At 51.7% G+C, this 14,747-nt stretch carries 13 protein-coding genes and 1 riboswitch; of the genes, 3 read left to right on the top strand and 10 right to left on the bottom strand.

The genetic code is table 11. The features are described from left to right. Positions 1 to 55: 55 nt before the first annotated feature. From EII41_RS03040 to EII41_RS14090, 9 genes are all read right to left on the bottom strand, one after another. On the bottom strand, positions 56 to 1,063 hold the full coding sequence (locus EII41_RS03040) for an electron transfer flavoprotein subunit alpha/FixB family protein (protein WP_124789370.1): 1,008 nt from the start codon (positions 1,061 to 1,063) through the stop codon (positions 56 to 58). Positions 1,064 to 1,084: 21 nt separating this feature from the next. Continuing rightward, positions 1,085 to 1,867, bottom strand: a complete 783-nt coding sequence (locus EII41_RS03035) for an electron transfer flavoprotein subunit beta/FixA family protein (protein WP_124789369.1) — start codon at positions 1,865 to 1,867, stop codon at positions 1,085 to 1,087. A gap of 4 nt (positions 1,868 to 1,871) precedes the next feature. Next, the gene (locus tag EII41_RS03030; RefSeq protein WP_124751451.1) at positions 1,872 to 3,020 is read right to left on the bottom strand and encodes an acyl-CoA dehydrogenase; all 1,149 of its coding nucleotides are present in this window, start codon (positions 3,018 to 3,020) and stop codon (positions 1,872 to 1,874) included. A 23-nt stretch (positions 3,021 to 3,043) separates the two neighbouring features. After that, a complete protein-coding gene (locus EII41_RS03025; protein ID WP_124789368.1) occupies positions 3,044 to 4,402 on the bottom strand; it encodes an aldehyde dehydrogenase family protein in 1,359 nt (452 codons plus the stop codon). A gap of 12 nt (positions 4,403 to 4,414) precedes the next feature. Further along, positions 4,415 to 5,530 (bottom strand): 4-hydroxybutyrate dehydrogenase, encoded by a 1,116-nt coding sequence (locus EII41_RS03020; RefSeq protein WP_124789367.1) that lies wholly within the window; start codon positions 5,528 to 5,530, stop codon positions 4,415 to 4,417. A gap of 31 nt (positions 5,531 to 5,561) precedes the next feature. After that, the gene (locus EII41_RS03015; RefSeq protein ID WP_124789366.1) at positions 5,562 to 6,854 is read right to left on the bottom strand and encodes an acetyl-CoA hydrolase/transferase family protein; all 1,293 of its coding nucleotides are present in this window, start codon (positions 6,852 to 6,854) and stop codon (positions 5,562 to 5,564) included. A gap of 13 nt (positions 6,855 to 6,867) precedes the next feature. Next, positions 6,868 to 7,173, bottom strand: coding sequence for a NifU family protein (locus EII41_RS03010; RefSeq protein ID WP_124751455.1), 306 nt, complete (start codon positions 7,171 to 7,173; stop codon positions 6,868 to 6,870). Between the two features lie 4 nt (positions 7,174 to 7,177). Then, positions 7,178 to 8,638, bottom strand: a complete 1,461-nt coding sequence (locus EII41_RS03005) for a 4-hydroxyphenylacetate 3-hydroxylase family protein (RefSeq protein ID WP_124751456.1) — start codon at positions 8,636 to 8,638, stop codon at positions 7,178 to 7,180. A 266-nt stretch (positions 8,639 to 8,904) separates the two neighbouring features. After that, positions 8,905 to 9,115: riboswitch (cobalamin riboswitch) on the bottom strand. A gap of 109 nt (positions 9,116 to 9,224) precedes the next feature. Next, on the bottom strand, positions 9,225 to 9,395 hold the full coding sequence (locus EII41_RS14090; RefSeq protein WP_185711813.1) for a hypothetical protein: 171 nt from the start codon (positions 9,393 to 9,395) through the stop codon (positions 9,225 to 9,227). 6 nt (positions 9,396 to 9,401) lie between these two features. Here EII41_RS14090 and EII41_RS03000 point away from each other — a divergent pair, with 6 nt between their 5' ends. The 3 genes from EII41_RS03000 to EII41_RS02990 all read left to right on the top strand — a co-directional run bounded on the left by EII41_RS03000 (position 9,402) and on the right by EII41_RS02990 (position 13,263). Further along, positions 9,402 to 9,872 (top strand): hypothetical protein, encoded by a 471-nt coding sequence (locus tag EII41_RS03000; RefSeq protein WP_124789365.1) that lies wholly within the window; start codon positions 9,402 to 9,404, stop codon positions 9,870 to 9,872. A gap of 439 nt (positions 9,873 to 10,311) precedes the next feature. Beyond that, entirely contained in the window at positions 10,312 to 10,962 is a 651-nt protein-coding gene (locus tag EII41_RS02995) for an HAD family hydrolase (RefSeq protein WP_124789364.1), read from the top strand. Positions 10,963 to 11,043: 81 nt separating this feature from the next. Continuing rightward, positions 11,044 to 13,263, top strand: a complete 2,220-nt coding sequence (locus tag EII41_RS02990; protein WP_124752429.1) for a RelA/SpoT family protein — start codon at positions 11,044 to 11,046, stop codon at positions 13,261 to 13,263. On the opposite strand, the gene EII41_RS02985 is transcribed toward EII41_RS02990, so the two are convergent. Continuing rightward, positions 13,252 to 14,679, bottom strand: a complete 1,428-nt coding sequence (locus tag EII41_RS02985) for a CCA tRNA nucleotidyltransferase (protein ID WP_124789363.1) — start codon at positions 14,677 to 14,679, stop codon at positions 13,252 to 13,254. The genes EII41_RS02990 and EII41_RS02985 overlap by 12 nt on opposite strands. Between the last annotated feature and the right edge of the window lie 68 nt (positions 14,680 to 14,747).

Genomic DNA, 14,747 nt, shown 5'->3' with positions numbered 1-14,747 from the left:
AAGTTCGTGTGCCGTCCCGGGGCAAAACCCAAATAAATAAAGAAGTCTACGGTTTTTACGTTTTCATCTGAGCCTTTTGCAGCTTCTGGGTAAGTAACGGCACGACCTTTGTCAGGTCGGCCACGATACCGAGGTCGGCCACGTGGAAGATCGGCGCGAACTTGTCTTTGTTGATGGCAATGATGTAGTCCGATTCTTCCATACCTGCCAGATGCTGGATGGCACCCGATATGCCGCAGGCGAAATACACGTCGGGGCGAACGGTTTTGCCCGTCTGTCCGACCTGTCTTTCATGATCGATCAAGCCGGCATCGACCATCGCGCGTGACGAGGAAACCTCCGCGCGAATGCACGAAGCCAGCCCTTCGAGCAATGAAAAACCATCCTTGCTGCCTACGCCCCGCCCGCCGGATACCAAGATTTTCGCTTCGGTAATATCTATCAGACTCTTTGGTTTCTTTTCTTTTCTGACCAAACGCACCTTGAACGCCGAGGTATCAAACTGCATGTCTACGTTTACGATCTCTCCTGTGCGGCTCTTGTCGGCCGGCCGGCGACGCATCACTCCGGGACGAACGGTCGATATCTGCGGACGATGCTCCTTGCAGACAATCGTCGCCATCAGATTTCCGCCGAACGCAGGGCGTGTCATCAGCAGGTCACGGTCGTCCGAAACGGCCAGCGCCGTACAGTCGGCCGTAAGCCCGGTCCTTACTCGTGCCGAGACACGCGGCCCCAAATCGCGCCCGATCGTCGATGCTCCGATAAGCAGGACTTCCGGCTTGTAGGTCCGGATCAGGTGGGTAACGGCTTGCGTGTAAGGCTCCGTCAGATAATCTTTCAGTTCGGGCGAGTCGATGATCAGCACCCTGTCGGCACCCGCCTCGATCAGGCTCTGTGCCAAGGGGGATACTTGATCGCCGAGCAACAGCGCCGTGACGTCTTCGCCCACAGCCTCGGCCAACTCGCGTGCTTTTCCGATCAGTTCAAAAGCAACGTTCTTGATTTCGCCTTCCCGTTGTTCGGCAAAGACGAAGATTCCTTTATATTCTTCCTTGTTCATGATGTAATCACAATAGCGGGGTTAGATGATGAATTTTTCCTGCAACTTCTCAAAAATAATCTGTGCGCCTTCTTCGGGAGATACTTCATGCAGCGCTCCCATCGCCTTCGCTCCCTTGGTGAACGATTTGGCCACCCTCGTCGGGGAGCCTTTGAGGCCGATCTGTTCTGCGTCCACACGGATGTGATCGAAGCCCCACACTTCAATTTCCCGCTCGTAGGCCGTCATGATGAGTCGTACATTCATATAGCGCGGCGGCTCGGCTGCCGAAATAACGGTGAACAGGCAAGGCTGTCCGACTTCGAGTATCTCGTACCCTTCTTCCGTGCTTTTGGTGACGGTGAACGTCTCGTTTCCGTCATATTCCACGTGTTCTACATAGGTAACCTGCGGCAATCCGAGATGCTCGGCAATCTGGGGGCCTACCTGAGCCGTGTCGCCGTCAATCGCCTGCCTTCCGGAGAAGATGACATCGAAAGGGATGTTTCGCAGAGCGGCAGCCAACGTGTAGGATGTCGCCCACGTATCGGCACCGCCGAATTTTCGGTCGCTAAGCAGGATGGCACGGTCTGCGCCCATGGCGTATGCCTCGCGAAGAATCGCTTCGGCCTGCGGTGGTCCCATCGTAAGGACCGTAACATGTGCCCCGAACTTGTCTTTCAGGAGCAAGGCCTGTTCCAGTCCGCACTTGTCGTCCGGGTTCATGATGCTCGGCACCCCGTCGCGGATAAGCGTTCCTTTCACAGGGTCGAGCTTGATTTCCGTCGTATCCGGAACTTGTTTGATACAAACAACGATATTCATAGTACTATTTTTTCTTTTTTAACAGGTTGGAGGCAATCACAAGTCGCTGTACTTCGGATGTGCCTTCGTAAATCTCGGTAATCTTCGCGTCACGCATCATCCGTTCTACCGGATATTCGCGGGTATAACCATATCCGCCATGATACTGGACGGCCTTGATGGTCATATCCATCGCTACCTCGGCACAATACAGCTTGGCCATGGCCGAGTCCATTGTATAATTCATCTTTTGATCTTTTTTCCACGAGGCCTTTCGTACCAGCAGGCGAGCCGCTTCGATGCGCGTCGCTAAATCGGCGAGCTGGAACTGCGTGTTCTGAAACTGACCGATGGACTTACCGAACTGCTTTCTTTCGGTCACGTATTTTACCGTTTCGTCCATGGCGCCCTGCGCAATGCCCAGTGCTTGCGAAGCAATCCCAATACGTCCTCCGTCGAGTGTCTTCATCGCAATCTTAAAACCGTTGCCTACGGTACCGAGCATATTCTCCTTCGGAACGATGCAATGCTCAAAGATCAGTTCGCATGTGGCCGACCCCCGAATCCCCATTTTCAATTCCTTCTTTCCAATGCTGAACCCGGGCATACCCTTTTCTACGATGAAAGCCGTGATACCTTTCGTGCCAAGACTTTTATCGGTCATGGCGAAGATGACATATACATGGGCATACTCGGCATTGGTGATAAATATTTTATTCCCGTTAAGGATGTAGTGATCGTCTTCCTCCTCGGCGAAGGTTTGCTGCGCGGCTGCATCCGTTCCGGCATTCGGCTCGGTTAGCCCGAAGGCGCCGATCCACTCGCCCGAGCAGAGTTTGGGCAGATACTTTTTCTTCTGCTCTTCGGTTCCGTGCTCGTAGATTGGGGCGGTGCACAGCGACGTATGCGCCGATAGTACAACTCCCGTAGTAGCACATACTTTCGACAGTTCTTCGACCGCCATGGAATACATCTGATTCGTGGCTCCCGCTCCGCCGTACTCCACCGGAAAAGGAATGCCCATCAGCCCGATCTTCCCCATCTTACGCACGGTTTCTATCGGGAAACGCTCCTGCTCATCTATTTCGGCAGCCAGCGGTTTCACCTCTTTCTCGGCAAAGGCGCGAATCATCTGGAGGAACAAGGCCTCCTCACGTGTCTGATTAAAATCCATACATTTATCTTGATCTGTTGATTTTATTTCATCGCCCAGATTTCATCGTCGGTCGGTACCTGAATATGCGGTGAGACTTGTGCCACGCGCGTGATATTGAGCAAATGTTTGTACGTAAAGTTTTCCGAGATGGAGTTATTTCCCCAGCTTCCGCATCCGAGCGTGGTAGTCACGGACAATCCATTCTGAATCGACCCGCCGGCTGTGATGGAGCAAGGCGCATTGACAATCAGGCGCGAGACGGAGATTTCCATTCCGGCTTTGATAATATTGGCCTGATCGTTCGAATGGATACCTGCCGTATGACCACTACCTTCGAGGTTCAGGTTTGTTTTGGCAATATCAATGGCTTCTTCAAAATAGTTGTAAGGGAAGCAGGCCATGACGGGACACATCTTTTCTTTACATATCATATCCGCCTTGCCGACTCCGTGAGCCTGCACGACTAGCACCCTTGTTCCTTCGGGGACGGAGATGCCTGCTTTGCGGCTGATCATTTCGACACTCTGCCCAACAATGTCACGACAAATGGCGCCGTCGTTAAAGATGGCATTCACTACTTTCTCACGGTCTTCTTCGGGTACGAAATATGCACCGTGCTTTACGAAAGATTCAAAAACTTCTTGTTTATCTTTCGCATGATAGATGAAGCTCTGCTCGCCCGAACAGATGATACCGTTATCGAAAGCACGCCCCGTGATAATCTTGTCGGCCGCTTCATCATAATCGATGTAACGGTCCAAGATCACCTGTACGTTGCCGGCCCCTACGCCGAACGACGGTTTTCCCGACGAATAGGCCGAATGTACCATCTGCATTCCTCCCGTAGCCACTACTACATCGACGGAAGCCATCAGTTCCTGTGTTTTTTCGATGCTCGGCTCTTCAATAATCTGGATCAGTCCCTGAGGCACATGGAAATTGCGCAAGGTCTCGATTATTTTGTTGACGGTGTAGGCGGAGCAATCCTTTGCCTTCGGGTGCGGCGCAACGATGATGGCATTCTTCGTCTTCAACGCGAAAGCGATATTAGCCATCGGCGTTACAATCGGGTTCGTCATCGGCGTGATGGCCGCAACGACCCCTACGGGTTTGGCGATTTTGATCAGCCCTGTTTGGTCATCGATTTCCATGACGCCCATCGATTTTTTGCCTTGCAGGTTACTCCATACGCCTTTCGCCTTGTTTCTGTTTTTGGCTACCTTGTGTTCGTACACACCCATTTGCGTTTCGTCGATTGCCATCCGAGCCAATAATTCGGCGCGGTCATACACGACTTTGGTCGCTGCTTTTACGACTTCGTCGACCGTGTCCTGATTAAATCTTTCCTGATACTCTTTCTGTGCCGCACGGGCGAGAGCAATCATTTCTTTAATTTCCATAGTGTTGATGATTTAGTATAACGTTTGATAAATGGTTGCTATTTCGTCTTGTGTGAGTGCCACGTAATTATTGACTAATAAACGTTGCTGTGTTTTCATGACCGATTCGGCGAAGCCTTTTATTTCTTCGGGTTTCATACCGTATTCCCGGAGTGGCCGCTTCTCGATCAGACAACCCAGCAACTTGTCTAACTCCTGAAATACTTCTCCCGGGCTACAGTTGAGTTGTTCCCCTATCTTTCGGTTCAGTTCCGCGATGCTTCCTTCCGGATTCTTTGCCTGATATGTTTTGAATACTTCGGTAAAGAACTGGTAATTCGCTTCGCCATGCGGCACATGATACGTGCCTCCGAGCGGATACGAGAGCGCATGTACGGCACCTACCCCGGCATTCCCGAAAGCGATCCCCGCGAAGTTACTGGCCATGATCATCTCGCCCATTTTCTCGAAACGGTAGTCCTGTCCTTTGGCTGCAATCTTCCGGAACACATCGAGGATGATGTTCCAGGCGGCCTCGCTGAAAATCCGCGTGTACGGGTTCGCTTTGGGAGAAACATAGGATTCGATGGCATGTATCAACGCGTCAATAGCACTGCACGCATAGAACTTGAACGGCAGTCCTCTCAGTAATTCCGGCAGGATAACAGCGTCGTCGGCCAGAATCGTATCGTCGGCCAGTCCCATTTTCGTATGACGGCTTTTGATTTCGGCAATGGAGAGATTCGTTACTTCGCTGCCCGTTCCGCAAGTCGTAGGAACGATGACCAGTTGTTTCTCTTTGATAAGCGGAATCTTACGGTCGAACGCATCCGATATGTCGTTGAGGCCTTGCAGCACGAAGAGCTTCGAGATGTCGATCACCGTGCCGCCTCCGATGGCAATGACGCGCGTATAAGGCAGGTTCGCTACTTCTTTCAGCATACGGTTCATCATTTCGTCCGAAGGTTCTCCCAAGCCGTACTTCTCCTGCATGATAAATCGGCAGGGAAGATTACACGATTTCATGTACGGTTCATACAGAAACTCGTTGGTAATAACAAGATCATTCTCGCCGAGGGCAAATGCCTTCGCAAAATCACCGAACGTTTCGAATCGGTGAATCGTTGTTTTTAATTTGAATAGTTGCATATTCGTAATATTTGGATGATACGTATCGGACTTAATGAAATCGTTGTTGATAAAATGCTTCCAATTCTTCCCTGAAATCGGGATGAGCAATCTTGATTAACGCCTTGGCGCGCTCACGGAGCGATAAGCCTTTCAGACGGGCGATCCCGTACTCGGTTACGACATAATCCACGTCGTTGCGAGAGGTCGTGACGGTGGTGCCCTCGGTCAGTGTGGCTACGATGCGGGAGGCTGTGCCGTTTTTCGCCGTCGAAGGCATCGCCATGATGCTTTTTCCTCCTTTCGACCAATTGCTGCCACGTACATAGTCGACCTGACCTCCCGTGCCGCTGATTTGTTGCAAGCCGATGCTTTCGGATGCCACCTGTCCGGCAAGATCGACCGAGATACAACTATTAATACTGATCATCCGGTCGTTCTGCGCGATCACTCGAGGATCGTTCACATAATCGGACGGATACATCTCCACGTCCGGGTTGTGATTTAAAAAGTCATACAGCGCCTGCGTTCCCATCAAGAATGTTGCCACCATCTTATTCGGATGTAGCGTTTTCGCTTTTCCGTTGATTACGCCGCTTTTGACCAGCTCCAGCACCCCGTCCGAGAACATTTCCGAATGAATGCCCAAATCTTTCTTGTCTTTCAGGAAAAGAAGCACGGCGTCCGGAATCGCGCCGATACCCAACTGAAGCGTTGCTCCGTCCTCGATCAGCGTGGCACAGTTTCTTCCGATGGCTTCTTCTACTTCGGTGATGCGAGGAGGCGCAATCGTATAAAGCGGATAGTCGGCCTCCACGATATAGTCGAGCTTCGACAGATGAATCAGGTTGTCTCCTCCGATATACGGCATCTGCTCGTTGATTTCGCCGATCACTAACCGCGCATGCTCGGTCGATGGCTTCGAATAGTCGGACGATATGCCGAAGCTGCAATTCCCGTCCTCGTCGGGAGGTGAGAGCTGTACGATGGCGACATCGACAGGAAGCAGTCGCTCACGCATCATCCGGGGCACTTCCGAGAGAAAAGCCGGAAGAAAATCGACTCGCTTCTCTTTGATCGCAGCCCGCGTATTCGCCCCGATAAAACTGGCGACATGGCGGAAAGCTTCTTCCATCCCGGGTTCCGTATATTTTGCTTCGCCCAAGACGAGCATGTGGTAAATGCTGACGTTTTTAAACCATTTATAGTTCCGTATCAGGGCATCGACACATCGCTGCGGTACTCCGGCGGCATGTCCCAACGATACCCATTCGTTATCGCGGATACGCCTGACAGCTTCATCGGCCGAGACGATTTTGTTACGATAGGTTGTTTTCCATTCCATTTGTTATATTCGATTAATGGGTTTTCCGAAGAATCCGTTTGGCTTCATCGAGCAGTGCCTCACTGACGCCATAGTCGGTTTCCACCCGGATCGTTTCGTCGCCCAGCGTTTCGCGAAGGATTTTCTGCACGACGTGTTCGAGCGTTTCGCAGGCCGAAGGACAATATTGGCAGGCTCCGGTGAAAGACACTTTGACGACCGACCGGGAGATCCCCGTCAAGGTCAAATCACCTCCGTGACTGCGCAGGAGAGGACTGATCTTCTCGCGCAGCACGGCAGTGACGGCCTCTTTTTCGATGAATCGTTCCGTTTCCTTCACGTTCTTATTGATCTAATGATTCGTCGATGCGGGCGATGGTACGCGCCATTTTCTTCTTGGCTTCCAAATCGCCTTGACGCGCAATCATGATGCGTTGCGCTTGCGGCGATCCGGCTCCGTGCAGCGACTCCGTACGATAGCCGACGGCGGCTGTCCCCAAAGTTAAATTCTCGATCAGACGCAGAATGCGCATCCGGTTGGTGGTGTCTTTTCCTTTTGCGCCGGCCAGATATTTGCGGACGATATCGCCCGTTTCTTTCGAGTGCAAGTCTCGTTCCGAGGGCATGGTGACCATCAGTCCTCCGGCAATATCTTCGGCCAGACGGGTGATTTCGTACGGGAAACGGGTTACATTCTGTTTGCAGACATTGGCCAGCAGCAGGTCGATCATATAATTCCCGGCCGGCATCTTTACACCTTCCGACGAGCAAGCGATCCCACAGGCATATAACGTCTCGTTCAGGTGAATCATCTCAATGAGTTTATCTTTGATATGCGAGGCTTTGGGTACGCCGTTATAATCGGCAGCCAGGGCGGCCGCACCGATCAGGACATCGCCCACACCGACCTTGCATCCTCCGTACGACTGGCGGTGATACCCGGCGAAACGTTCGACCATCATACCGGCAAACTGATATTCCTTACACATGAATACCCGTTCGTTCGGGACGAATACATGGTCGAATACGACGAGCGCTTCGTGTCCTCCGAACATCGGATTGCCGAGGTCGATATCGGCGCCTTCTTCCATCTTGCGCGTGTCGCACGACTGGCGGCCGTAGATCATCGTGATTCCTTCGGCATCGCTTTCGATGGCAAACGATACGGCGTAGTCGGCGTCGGCTTCTTTCATAGCGATCGTCGGCATGATCAGATGCTCGTGCGAGTTTACGGCTCCCGTCTGGTGGGCTTTGGCACCCGTCACCACGATGCCGTCGGGTCTTACTTCGTTGATATGAACGTATAGATCGGGGTCTTCCTGTTGCGATGGCGAGAGACTCCGGTCGCCTTTCGGGTCGGTCATCGCTCCATCGACGACGAGGTCGTTATCCTGTACATATTTCATGTATTCCACAAAGCGTTTGTGGTATTCCGTGCCGAGGGCTTGATCCATCTCGTAGGTCGTTGAATAGATGGCATTGAAGGCGTCCATTCCGACGCATCGCTGGAAGCAACTGGCTGTCTTTTGTCCGAGCAGGCGTTGCATTTTTACTTTGTTTTTCAAGTCTTCGGGGCTTTGATGCAGATGGCAGAACCGATTGACCGTTTTGCCGGTCAGGTTCGATGTCGCCGTCATAATATCCTTGTATTCCTCCATTTCGGCCAATTCATACGTCATGGCGATGGAGTTGAGCGACGGCCTGATTACCGGATGATCGACCGGATTATGAATCCGTTCACCCATAAAATAAACCTTCAGATTCAGCTTCCTGAGGCTTTCCACGTACTCTTCTCTTGTCTTCATGTATATTTCTTTTTATAAGTTAAAAAAATGTCCGGTTTGCCCAATGTTTCCATTGCGAAGAAGAACAAAAAGGATATACTTCGCCCCCCATACCGATTCCGGAACGACGCGCCACTTCTTTACGTCGACACAGAACAAGGTCTGTTGCGTTACACATCCCTTCGAAGACCTCGTGTACACACCACGAACCTGTCTTCTCGCAATAGATCTATCAATTACATCTATTTAAATACGTTGCAGTCTTTTCCATTCCCTATTCCCCAAGAATGAAAAAAAGTCGCCCAGGCAGGTCTTCTGACTTTTTCAAGGTTTTGCGATCTTCCCGTTGCCTTGATGCGGCTACAGTGATCAAAAAAGAATGCAAAACCATTCTACTGAAATTACAGCTGAGGGTACAGTTCCGGACTCGCACCGGATTCCCTTTTCAACCCATCATCCATGAACGGATGATGAATCACCTGTGACGGGGGCAAAGGAAATCAGTATTTTCTGATCGGACAAGAATAAATGAAAAAAAACGACATCCAACGCTCTCTTTTAGACCGATTCTATATTCGTGTTCTGTCTGAAAGAGGATGAAAATGTGTTAATAAACAGGCTTTTGTAAGCGGGTGTAACGGAGCGGAAGTTGCTCGTTGAGGATAGTGTCGGCCGGTGCTATCGTTGTTCCGGACTGTTCTTTGCGGTTCATCCGCCGTGTCCGGTAATATACGGCTCTGCCGGTTTTGCATCCGTCGGAAGGCGCTATATAAAGCACTGAGGTGTGGAAACCTCGCTTTCTATGGCGGAAACCTTGCTTTCCGTGGCGGAAACCTCGCTCTCTGCGACGGAAACCTTGCTCTCCGTGGCGGAAACCTCGCTTTCCGTGGCGGAAACTTTACTTTCCGTGGCGGAAACCTCGCTTTCCGTGGCGGAAACTTTACTTTCCGTGGCGGAAACCTCGCTCTCCGTGGCGGAAACTTCGCTTTCCGTGACGGAAACTTTACTTTCCGTGGCGGAAACTTCGCTTTCCGTGACGGAAACTTTGCTTTCCGTGGTGGAAACTTTGCTTTCCGTGGCGGAAACTTTGCTTTCCGTGGTGGAAACTTCGCTTTCCGTGGCGGAAACTTTACTTTCCGTGGTGGAAACTTCGCTTTCCGTGGCGGAAACTTTGCTTTCCGTGGCGGAAACTTCGCTTTCCGTGGTGGAAACTAAACAACTCAACAACTCAACAATTCAACCCCCGAAGGACTGAACACTGAATGACAATTAACCATTGACAATTAATTTAATGTCAGGCTTTCAGCCCTCTGCCGAGGAGATCGTCTTTTTTCCCAACGCTTCGCTACGCTTCACATTGGGCTGAATTAATACGCCCCTGCGGGGCTGTTACAGCGTTCAGCCATCAGCGTTCAGCATTCAGATTTAACCACAAGTTGCACAAGTTTATGACAAGTTTTACAAGTTTAATTTGCGTTGATTCGCGGTTATTCGCGGTTATTTGCGTTCGGATAAACAACTCAACATTTCAACAACTCACCGCCCGCAGGGTATCACTTTTCACTTTTCGTTTTTCACTTTTCGTTTTTCACTTCGTCGGCCTTTTCAGAGTAGAAAAGAGATAGGGGAAAAACCCGGAAAGCCATAAAAAATAATATCTTTGTACTCGGATTTTACGCGAAAACGTGATCAAGATGGACAAAACGAAACCGATAGCCGCCCTGTTCGATCTGGATGGGGTTATTTTCGACACCGAAACGCATTATACACGTTTCTGGGGAGAGCTGGCGCCGATACTTCAACCCGATATACCCGACTTCGGGAGCATTATCAAGGGGCAAACGCTGATACAGATCTTCGAGAAGTATTTCAAGGATCAGCGCGAAGCGCAGCAATTGATTCTCGATCGTTTGGCGGAGTTCGAGAGCGCCATGCGCTACGATTATATTCCGGGCATCGAGACGCTTCTCGAATCGTTGCGACTCAACGGGGTGCGTAAGGCGGTGGTGACGAGTTCGAACCATGCCAAGATGACGTATGTTCACCGGGCTCGTCCGGAGTTGCGGCAGACTTTCGAGCATATCCTGACGGCCGAGATGTTTGTCCGCTCCAAGCCCGCTCCCGACGCTTATCTGCTGGCTGCCGAGACGTGCGGTACGGTGCCGGAGAACTGCATCGTTTTTGAAGATTCGTTTCACGGTATCGAGTCGGGGCGCCGGGCGGGCATGAAAGTGGTCGGGCTGGCTACGACGAACCCGGCCGAAGCTATCGCCGGGCTGTGCGATCTCGTGATTCCCGATTTCCGCGGCTTCACTTACGAACAGATGCTTGCGCTGCTCGACTGAGAGGAGCGCGTTGCCGGTCGCACCGGCCATATCGGATTCTGATCCGAATCATTATTTTTACGAATTTACAGACTCATCGTTATGGATAAGACAACGCCTTTTTTTACGCCGGAAGAGAAGAAAGAGTTTTTCACGACCTATCGTCTGTTGTTTTCACATTTGTCGTATTGCCTGCAAAAAGAGGACGCGCCGAAGATGAAAAGCCTGATGAGAAGGGTCGTCGCACTCGACTGTTACGGACGCGACCGCAACGGAATCAACGGTTTGTTGCGCAATATCAACACGGCGCTGATCGCGACGAGAGATATCGGACTGAAACGGACGTCCGTCATCGCTCTGTTACTTTATCGGCCGGTCATGAAAGAGGCTGTCACGCTCGATGAGGTAGAACGTACCTTCGACGATGAGGTGGCGCTGATGATTCGCCGTCTGCTGAAGACTTCCGACCTCTATGCCCGTAATACGGCCGTCAACTCCGAGAACTTTCATCACCTGCTCTTCTCGTTTGCCGAAGACGTGCGCGTCATCCTGATCATGATTGCCGACCGTCTTTGCATGATGCGTATGGGCAAGCAGATCAGGGACGATAAGGATCGCATCCGATTGGCTACGGAGGTGTCGTATCTTTACGCGCCGCTGGCGCATCGACTCGGTCTCTATACCATCAAGAGCGAGTTGGAGGATTTGTCGTTGAAATACATCGATCCGAAAAAGTATCAGTACATCAAAACGAAGCTGAACGAGACGAAACGTTCGCGCGACGAATATATTGCCGAATTCATCCGACCCGTACAGGAGAAGCTCGAAGCGTCGGGGCTGAAATTCGACATCAAAGGACGCACGAAGTCCATCCACTCGATCAATAATAAACTGAGGAAACAAAACATCGATTTCGAAGGAATCTACGATTTGTTTGCCATCCGTGTCATTCTCGACTCGCCGCTCGACAAAGAACGTTCGGAGTGTTGGCAGGTGTTCTCGATCATTACCGATATGTATCAGCCGAATCCCAAACGGATGAAGGACTGGATTTCCGTTCCTAAGAGCAACGGCTACGAGAGTTTGCATATCACGGTCCTCGGGCCGAAGAACCGGTGGGTCGAAGTGCAGATACGGACACGCCGCATGGACGAGGTGGCCGAACGCGGGTTGGCCGCGCACTGGAAGTACAAAGGAATCAAGGAAGAGCATGGGTTAGACGAGTTTCTGAGCGATGTCCGCGCGATGCTCGAGACCCAGACATCGAACCCGATGGATATGATGAAGGAGTTCCGGATGGACCTTTATCAAGACGAGATTTACGTGTTCACCCCCACCGGCGAGCTTATTAAACTGGGAAAAGGTGCCACGGTGCTCGATTTTGCTTTTGCCATTCATTCGAAGGTGGGCAGTCGGTGCGTGTCAGGGAAAGTGAACGGCAAGAACGTGTCGATTCGTCACCTGTTGCGTAACGGCGACTCGGTCGAAGTCGTCACCTCTCAGACCCAGACACCGAAGCGTGACTGGCTCTCGTTCGTGACGACCTCGAAAGCGCGTTCGAAAATCAAACAGGCTTTGCGCGAAGAATCGGCCAAGGCCGTCGAATATGCGAAGGAATCGTTGCAGCGACGTTTTAAGAACCGGAAGATCGAGGTGGAAGAAGCCCTGCTGATGCGTTATATCAAAAAGAGCGGTTTCAAGACGGTGACCGACTTCTACATCCATCTGGCCGAAGGGAAATCGGACGTGAACAAAATCATCGACGATTACCTCGATTTCGGACGGAAAGAGCGCGAAGCGGCCGAACACATGGAGAATCGAAGCGCGGAAGAGTACATCACGACGACGGAGGCCGAAACGATCTCTTCGCATCAGGATGTACTTGTCATCGACAAAGATCTGACGGGTATCGAATACAAGTTGTCGAAATGCTGTAATCCGATCTTCGGCGATCCGATCTTCGGATTCGTCTCCACACGCGGTATCAAAATTCACCGCACGAACTGTCCGAATGCGCAGGAGATGTTCAGCAAGTTCGGGTACCGTGTCATTCAGGCGCGCTGGAGCGGCAAAGGAACCGACGGATACGCGGTTACGTTGCGGATTATCGGGAACGACGATATTGGGATCGTGACGAATATCACGTCGGTTATCGGTAAGGAAGACGGTGTTTCGTTACGTTCGCTCCAGATCGATTCGGTCGACGGACTGTTTCAGGGCAACTTCACCGTGATGGTCAAAGATACTTCGGCACTGAACATGCTGACGAAGAAAATCCGGACAGTCAAAGGGGTAAAGAACGTGGATCGGCTAAACACGTGAAAGCCCCATCTTGGCAGCTTTCTCGTGCATGAAACGTACCGCGGCCTCGTACTCGTTGGGGATGACCCCGTCGAGGATCGCGTTTTTAATCGCTTCCTTGAGCACTCCGACAGGCTGCGAGGGCGGTAGGCCGAACGTCGCCATAATCTCCTCGCCCGAAACGGGCGGCTGAAAGTTCCGTACCCGGTCTTTCTCCTCGATCTGCGCCATCTTTTCACGCACCAGACGGAAATTATTCAGGAAACGGCGCACTTTTTCGGGGTTCTTGCTCGTGATATCCGCTTCGCAGAGTTTCATCAGGTCGTCCACATCATCGCCGGCCTCGAAGAGTAATCGCCGGATGGCCGAGTCGGTCACCTCATCGTCTGCCAGACTGATTGGGCGCATGTGCAGCGAAACAAGTTTCTGTACGTATTTCATCTTCTCGTTCATCGGCAGTTTCATTCGCCGGAAGATGCCGGGTACCATTTTTTCGCCGATGAAATTATGGTTGTGGAACGTCCAGCCGAGACGGTTGTCAAAACGTTTGACAGCCGGCTTGGCAATGTCGTGCAGCAAGGCTGACCAGCGCAGCCACAGATCGTTCGTCGTACGACTCAGCCGGTCGAGTACCATCAGCGTATGAGCGAAATTATCCTTATGCCCGATGCCTTCTTTCGTTTCGACGCCTTTGAGGGCACACAGTTCGGGGAAGATCAGTTCCAGCAATCCGCATTTGTCGAGCAGTTCGAACCCGATCGAAGGCTTGGGCGACAGCACGATCTTATTCAGCTCGTCGGCGATACGCTCTCTCGAGATGATACCGATACGTTCCCTGTTGCGCGTGATGGCGTCGAACGTATCGGGATCGATAAAGAATCCGAGTTGCGATGCAAAACGCACGGCACGCATCATGCGCAGCGGGTCGTCGCTGAATGTCGTGTCCGGGTCGAGAGGCGTTACGATGCGCAGGTTTTCCAGATCATCTAATCCGCCGAAGGGATCGACCAGCTCGCCGTAGCGATCGCCGTTCAGACACAACGCCAAGGCGTTGATCGTAAAATCGCGGCGATTCTGATCATCTTCGAGTGTGCCGTCTTCGACAATCGGCTTGCGGCTGTCTCGCCGGTACGACTCTTTGCGTGCTCCGACGAACTCCACTTCCAGCTCTCCGTGCTTCACCTGCGCCGTACCGAAATTTTTAAACACCGACAGATGTGCTTTTCTGCCTAACCGTTTCGCAACGGCCTTGGCCAGCTCGATGCCGCTCCCTACCGTCACCACGTCGATGTCTTTCGACGGACGGCGCAGGAAAATATCACGCACATAGCCCCCGATAACGTATGTTTCCAGCCCCAGCTCGTCGGCTGTTTCCGAAATCAACGGGAAGGGCTGTCCGGAAAGGACTCTCTCTATATCTGCTTCGTAATAAAACATGATCCGGTTGCTTTTGAGCGTGCAAAGATAGTGCAAGTCGGTTGTAGAACAAAACCGCTTCTCTCTTT

It is taken from the genome of Tannerella forsythia, from assembly GCF_003860135.1.
In the GTDB taxonomy this organism is placed as follows: Bacteria; Bacteroidota; Bacteroidia; order Bacteroidales; family Tannerellaceae; genus Tannerella; species Tannerella forsythia_A.
The sequence above is the reverse complement of the archived record's forward strand: the minus strand, read 5'-3'. Positions and strand labels throughout refer to the sequence as shown.

Bases quoted from the DNA above. Each gene is read 5' to 3' on its own strand.
- EII41_RS02990 (WP_124752429.1), top strand. From the start codon at position 11,044: ATGGATAAGACAACGCCTTTTTTTACGCCGGAAGAGAAGAAAGAGTTT.
- EII41_RS03035 (WP_124789369.1), bottom strand. From the start codon at position 1,867: ATGAATATCGTTGTTTGTATCAAACAAGTTCCGGATACGACGGAAATC.
- EII41_RS03015 (WP_124789366.1), bottom strand. From the start codon at position 6,854: ATGGAATGGAAAACAACCTATCGTAACAAAATCGTCTCGGCCGATGAA.
- EII41_RS03020 (WP_124789367.1), bottom strand. From the start codon at position 5,530: ATGCAACTATTCAAATTAAAAACAACGATTCACCGATTCGAAACGTTC.
- EII41_RS03040 (WP_124789370.1), bottom strand. From the start codon at position 1,063: ATGAACAAGGAAGAATATAAAGGAATCTTCGTCTTTGCCGAACAACGG.
- EII41_RS03030 (WP_124751451.1), bottom strand. From the start codon at position 3,020: ATGGATTTTAATCAGACACGTGAGGAGGCCTTGTTCCTCCAGATGATT.
- EII41_RS03005 (WP_124751456.1), bottom strand. From the start codon at position 8,638: ATGAAGACAAGAGAAGAGTACGTGGAAAGCCTCAGGAAGCTGAATCTG.
- EII41_RS03025 (WP_124789368.1), bottom strand. From the start codon at position 4,402: ATGGAAATTAAAGAAATGATTGCTCTCGCCCGTGCGGCACAGAAAGAG.
- EII41_RS02995 (WP_124789364.1), top strand. From the start codon at position 10,312: ATGGACAAAACGAAACCGATAGCCGCCCTGTTCGATCTGGATGGGGTT.
- EII41_RS02985 (WP_124789363.1), bottom strand. From the start codon at position 14,679: ATGTTTTATTACGAAGCAGATATAGAGAGAGTCCTTTCCGGACAGCCC.